This is a genomic window from Streptococcus sp. HMSC076C09, assembly GCF_001837905.1.
Lineage (GTDB): Bacteria > Bacillota > Bacilli > Lactobacillales > Streptococcaceae > Streptococcus > Streptococcus parasanguinis_I.
In genome coordinates this window covers 1-6,586 of sequence record NZ_KV834632.1, presented here as the reverse complement: position 1 = coordinate 6,586, position 6,586 = coordinate 1, and the positions used below count along the sequence as shown (strand labels likewise).

Annotated in this window: 5 protein-coding genes; all 5 read left to right on the top strand. The window is 31.8% G+C overall.

Features of this window, described 5'->3' with window-relative positions; translation table 11 throughout:
* On the top strand, positions 1 to 473 hold a 473-nt coding region (locus HMPREF2704_RS03045; protein WP_141760627.1), incomplete at its 5' end, for a site-specific integrase.
* A gap of 3 nt (positions 474 to 476) precedes the next feature.
* Complete coding sequence (locus HMPREF2704_RS03040) at positions 477 to 2,324, top strand: hypothetical protein (protein WP_070845644.1); 1,848 nt, start codon at positions 477 to 479, stop codon at positions 2,322 to 2,324.
* Complete coding sequence (locus HMPREF2704_RS03035; protein WP_070845642.1) at positions 2,321 to 3,991, top strand: hypothetical protein; 1,671 nt, start codon at positions 2,321 to 2,323, stop codon at positions 3,989 to 3,991. The genes HMPREF2704_RS03040 and HMPREF2704_RS03035 overlap by 4 nt, the downstream gene beginning before the upstream one ends.
* Positions 3,984 to 4,697: a hypothetical protein gene (locus HMPREF2704_RS03030; protein WP_049550152.1), complete on the top strand. Its 714-nt coding sequence runs from the start codon at positions 3,984 to 3,986 to the stop codon at positions 4,695 to 4,697. Before HMPREF2704_RS03035 ends, HMPREF2704_RS03030 begins: the two co-directional genes overlap by 8 nt.
* An 8-nt stretch (positions 4,698 to 4,705) precedes the next feature.
* Positions 4,706 to 6,586, top strand: a 1,881-nt coding sequence (locus HMPREF2704_RS03025; protein ID WP_070845640.1) for a zinc-ribbon domain-containing protein, incomplete at its 3' end; no start/stop codon positions are given.

Here is a 6,586-nt window from a genome sequence, read left to right as displayed (position 1 = left end):
TACCTTATATCTTCTTGGAGGTCTTTTTAGACACTTATAATGACTATATGACTTATCTGGAAGGTAAGAAGTATGAGAAGGATTATGGACCTTTAAATCTTAACAGACGAGGAAAAGCATTATCATACGATGTATACTATCAACGATTTCGTAAGATTATTCGCGACGAAATGATCCCAATCTTCTTAAAATCTGATGATGCAGAGGTTGTCTTTTTTGGGCAGCTTTTGCAGGAGCATAATATTTCCCCACATATTTTCAGACACTGGTACACGACACAGTTAGTATTATCTGGGGTTTCTGAAATCAGTGAGCTTATGTCAGCAAGAGGTGATAAATCTCCTGAGAGTGCTTGGGTTTATCTACAAAATAAAGGTGAAATCGCAAAACAATATGGTCAAGTTAATAATGGTGTTTTTGATTATATGAATTGGCGAGCAAATGAACTTTTTGGTGATAAATTAGAAAGGTAATGTATGACTTATTCAATTAAATCTTTGATCGAAAATCTGTTAAGTGAACTCGGAAAAAACGATATACAGTATAAAGGCAAAATTAGTAAGTTTTTAGTTGATAACAATTGGTTTAACATAGAAATTGATTTGGATAACTATTCTATCTCAGATAAAGATGCTCAATTATTAATAGAAAAAATAACCAATTATCTTCTTGGACCAACTGGTTTAGCAGGAATTCAGCCTATATTTAAACAAAAATTCCCATTAACTTACAAATATTTTCAGCAATACTCAGAAGATAGCAACTTATCCAAAGAAAGCATGTTTTATGTTCAAGATTTTCTTGCTTATTATTTAAAGAGAGATTTATTTCTCTGTAATGATAATGAGATTGAATTGTTGGTTGAAGAAGCAGTATATGCGCTTGAAAAGCAAAAAGGCGAAGTTTTTATTGATTTTTTAAAGTGGTTAATAAATAAAACGAGATGTAACTATCACAAAAGATATGAATTTACACCTCGATACACATTAGAACAGGAGACTAACGCTTACGAGTTAGACGAATATTTAGAATTACTGTATTTTCTTTTTAATGACGATTACATTAGAAAAGAAGATATGCTTTATAAAGCAGCAATCTCAAAAGACTACGCAGATACCTGGCTATTTCTAGCACTTCATTTTATATGTGCGCTACGTGGAACAGATTTAGAACAACTTGGACATCCACAACTTCCTAGAACACCGAAAGAAGTTCTAAAATCAGTTAGAAGTGGTAATTGGAGTAGCAGTGAGGCAAGAAGAACTCTTTTAAGTATTACAACTCGTTTAACTTATTTAAATATTACTCCAAACAAAACAAAGCGAACTAAAAATATTAGTCAGATTAAATTTCAGGTCCCTGAGAGTTGTCAGGTATTGATTGGAACGTTGTTGGCTATCTGTGAAGCTCATTATCAGTTGAATAAAGATAATAATGATGAACCTTTAATTCGACAAATAAAAGAATATAAACGAATTAATCGATATATGGGGAAAGAAATTGGAGACTTATTTCTTGAAAGGAATTTTAGTTCTAGATCTGCAAAACATCATCTTCAAACTGTTGCCATGTTAGCAGATGATGTTTTGCAAGAAAAATCTGAGTTAAATATTAAAGGCTATTTTTTAGCCGCATTAGCCCGTAGCCATAAAGGTTCATTCGATGAATTTGCACAAACTACAACAACGTACCTAAAAGATGCCCAACTAAGCCAGCTTAAACCAGAAATGGTTGCGAGAGAACTATTTGAACGAGGTGTTTTATCTATGATTCCATCAATGATCCTGACGATTGTAACTAGAGGAAAGTATAAAGAATTAAGTCCTAGTCAACAGACTCAGATGATTAAACAGTTAGATTTGACACCAAATGAGATTGAAAAAACATTGGCTTTAAGCATTCAGGCAGAAGTGAAATCGCAAAAGGCATTAAAGATTTTGGTAGAAGAAGAAGCAGAGCCTAATCAACTTCTTACTATTTGTCATCGTATAGGAAACGGTGAAGCCTTCTCAAAACAAGGTGAAAGCATGTGTCTTTTATCTTCGCTTGGAAAGATTTGTCCATATGACGATAGGCAACATTGCATCGGTTGTCATTATGAATTACAAACGAAATCTACTTTATTGTTATTAGTAGGAGAATTCAATCGTTTGAACAAACAATACTCTAGAGTTCGAACTGATTTAGAAAAAGGTAAAATTCGGAGTATTTTAGAAGAACAAATAAAACCTTGTTTAACTGAAATGTTGCAAGCTTTATGCGAGCAATATGGAGATGACGTGTTACATGATTACGAAGAAATAATAAAGGAGTTAATAAATTGAACAATCAAGCTAAACTTTTTAAAATTGAAAATTATTTTGAAACTTTTGACCGTGATTGTGTTCTGCGAGCAAAAGAAGTTTTCGATGACTATTTTGATAAAGGAATTATTCTAAGTTACGATTTTGATCATAAGAAATGGGAAACTACAAATGAATATGCCAATATTAGCCTGTTTTTTAACATTTCTGAATTTCAATATAGGAGATTTTATCAATCATTTTTTCAGTTGCCTTATAAGGAATTTATCGATTACTTAAAAAGTTTTATTGTTTTCTCAATGAAACAACATGTTTTAAAAACTTTACAGCTATTTCTAATGGATATTAAACAAATTATTAAAAATACAACCAAAGATACGTTTTTAGATTTAGAAAATATTTCTGTAAAATTTCCTGGTTTATGTATTGACTTTTTCTCAAATCTTCCCTGTTCAGATGATAGTCAACTAAATCAACTATTGGAGCAATTAGATAATAAATTAACTATCAACCTTCAAAAAAAGCAGAGGTCAAAACAGCAAAGACAATTAGCGCAATTTCAATCCTATTTTACTTTTAATGACATTTTAAATGATTATTGGTCTCAAACATTATCTAAGAAAGAACGTCTATTTTATTATCCATTGTATCTCTGGTGGCAGATTACAGCAATTTTACCTTTAAGGCCAAGAGAATTTCTTTTAATACAAAGAAACTGTTTAACCGAGAAAGATGGAAAATATTTTCTTACATTAAGGAGAAATATAATCAAAGGAAGGGATCGACTTGTTGCACATAAAATTTCTGAAGATTATACTTTGAATACTTATGAAATTACTAATTCATTAGCTTCTGAAATAAAGACTTACCTCAAACTTACGGAAAATGATAATTCTACTAAATTAGATACATTATTTGTGACTGATCCTCATTATAACCGTTGGGGTCGTCGAACAGGTGTTAATAACCGATTTTTAACTTACACTAATCTCAATACTATTTTGAGGTATTTTTTTAATGAGATTATTTCTCAAAAATACGGTTATCAAGTTAATTATTTTAGTTTTCCAGCTAGATTAGATGAAAACGAGATTAATTTGATTCATATTGGGGATACGAGACACATTGCAATGATCAATTTAATTGCAGAAGGGGCTAGTCCTGTTACAGCTATGCTTTTAGCTGGTCATGAAGATGTGACAACTTCATCTCACTATTTTTCAAATTTAAGCCAATTTATTGAATGTCGTAGTTATCAAATGTATCGTAAACTAACGAGTAAGAATACGAATTACACCATAAGTAAGAGAGAGCCATTTTATACAGCACAAGGACAATACATCACTTTAGAAAATAAAGGACGGTGTTACTCACCCCGCTTTGCGAAAGGTGATTATTCAGATTGTCTGAAAGTTATTAGTGAGCATGCAGAACTAGGTGCTTGTACGAGCTGCCCTTTTTACCGTAAAGCAGGTAAAGATTATTTTTCAATGGATAAAACATTTAAAAAGTCAGTTGATGAAAAAGCTATGGTTGTAGATGAAGCGATTAGAAAAGTTAGGCAAGGGAAAGGTCATATTGAAGATATTGGAGAAGCTTTGTTGAAATTAAAAACAGTTAGCAATACCTATCAAGATTACTTAAATGCTAAACAACTATCTTTAGAGGAGAATAAGTCTAATGGCTAGAAAGAAATCAATTTCTGATGATGAATTGATTCATTTGTTTGAACAGTATTTAATTTCCCAGTGTTCCTGTGATTTAAGCTTGGTAAAAATCCCTCGGTTTGGTGACTATGTTAGGAATAATGGCTATCAAAATGTTGCGGATACAACCATTAGACGTAATAAAAGATTCAGGGATTTTTTAAAAGAAAGTGAAATTAAATACCAAGATGAAAATTATGAAGCTGTAATTACTTATAAGACCATAGATCCTGACAATTTTATGGCAAAAAATCGTGCTCCAGGTGCTATGAAAAGAGCATTGGTGGAAATTAGCCAATACTACAAGAAAATAGCAAACATTGCGGCCAGCTATAAACAAGAAGCAGATAAGTTACGTAGTTTAAATTCTGAACTACAGTCAACTAATGAAGATTTAAAACAGAAGCTACAAAGAGAAAATGAGTTAAGTGATGAGAATCAAAAACTATTACAAATAATCAAAACAAGTGTCTATCCAGAAATTGCGAATGAGCTTTTAAAAGCAGAAGGATTGTTAAAATATTCTCAAAAGGTTATCAGTGAGGATTTCCTAGCAGACAATATCATCACCGCTGATTCAGAAATAGATTTTCATTCTGGTGGTCTTATTGAACAAGAAAATCCTCAAAAATCAACTAAAGTGGTTTCTATTAAAAACTTACTAGACAGCAAAACTAATTATAAATGAGGAAAGAAATGAACAAGAAAGTTAAAGATAATCCAGCTATTTACATGTACTGGGATCAAAAACGAAATGTTCTTGACCCCAAAAAATTATCGTCAAATAGTTTAAAATATGCCTATTGGTCTTGCCCTTATTGTCAACACCATTGGGAAGCGAAAATCATTGATGTGCAGCTTGACAGTTATGAATATCTTAGGTGTTGCCCCCATTGTGGATTAGGTGAACGTTCCATTGATGAAAATGAGAGCGTCCTTCAGGTTTATCCCGATTTCAGAAATTATATAAACTACAGCATTGAGCAAGATGAAGAATTAGATGAGAAACTTCTTACCTTGCCGTTCAATAGTAAAAGAAAATTCAATTTTAAATGTCCGACGTGTCAATTAAGTTGGAAAGATTCTGCGACAAATAAGAGGTTATTTCAACTAACAAGTGGGGATTTATTTCATTTTGGCTGCAATGAAACTTCCTATCATTGCGATTACAAATCAATTTATCCAAATTTAGCTAAAATCTATAGCGAACATTTAAACAAATTTAAATTTAACGAACTGAAGCTGAGTTACAATATAACAGTACCTATCCATTGGGAATGTGATAAGTGTCATTGCAAATTTGAATTATCTATTGATAGATTATTGAACCGAATTAAAAGAAGTGGTCATTACTGTTTGGAGTGTCATTCTTCATTTGAAGAGTTATTGGATAAAGGTTTTGATGTTTCTCCTCTATCTTTTTTAAATTCTTCCATGCTCAAGGAGTGGTCTAAAAGGAACAATATTACACCTAATCAAGTTGATGTATTATCTAATGTTCATGTGTTATGGGAATGTACGAATTGTCACGGAGAGTATTCATGCTCACTATTTGAAAAAACAGATAGGTCTTGTCCATTTTGTTCAAATAGAGAAAAACTTCAGGATTTTAATACACTAAATGAAACACATCCCTATTTGAGGGAATTTTGGGACCTCAGTAATGAAAGGGATTTTTCCGAATATTGGTTTAAGTCAAATAATGTAGTTAGTTGGGTTTGTCCTTGTTGTAAAATCAACTTTCAATGTAGCCCAGCCGAAATGATCAGTCGAACCGATTTAGAAAATCAAAACTTTCAAACATGTCCCAATCAATGTGACTGGAGGACTGAGGTATTTAAAAATAATATTTTCCTTAAAGAACCAAAACTCATCAAAGAATGGAGCGATAAAAATAAAATTCCTATTCATTTATCTCAGACAACAATAGAAACGAAAAAATATTGGTGGGATTGTTCAAAGTGTCATGGGACATATTTATGTTCTATCCCAATTCGAAGAGAAGTTTCTCAGTGTTGTCCTTTCTGTAACAACGATAAGCCTCTGAATGGGTATAATACATTTGATTATTTGTACCCTGAACTAGCAAAATTGTGGGCACCAAATAATAAAGTCTCAATAGATAGTTTTGTTCCATTATTAACTGAAAAAAGGTTTTATTTATGGCGCTGCAAAGAATGTAACTTCGAATTTCATGAGCGCTTCAGCATTATATTAAATAAGTATTTAAATTCCGAGACAAAAGATCTTAAAGAAATGTGTCCATTTTGTGCAGAATTAAAAGAAAGACAAGATAATATCTCATTTGAAGATTTGATGAACGAGTGGGACTATCTTAACAATCTTATTCTAGGGGATCCAGAAAGAATCCCAAATAATACGCAATTAAGATTTTGGTGGATTTGTAAGAATAATCCAGAGCATCGTTATAGAATGGCTATTGTAGATAAGATTGCAAATGTAAAACGATCTATCGAGCCATGCATATTTTGTAAAGGGCGTAGACGAAAAAGAGAACATTTTGTTCCTTATAGGAAAATTTATAAACTAAAAGTTTATGTACAATTGACTAAACAA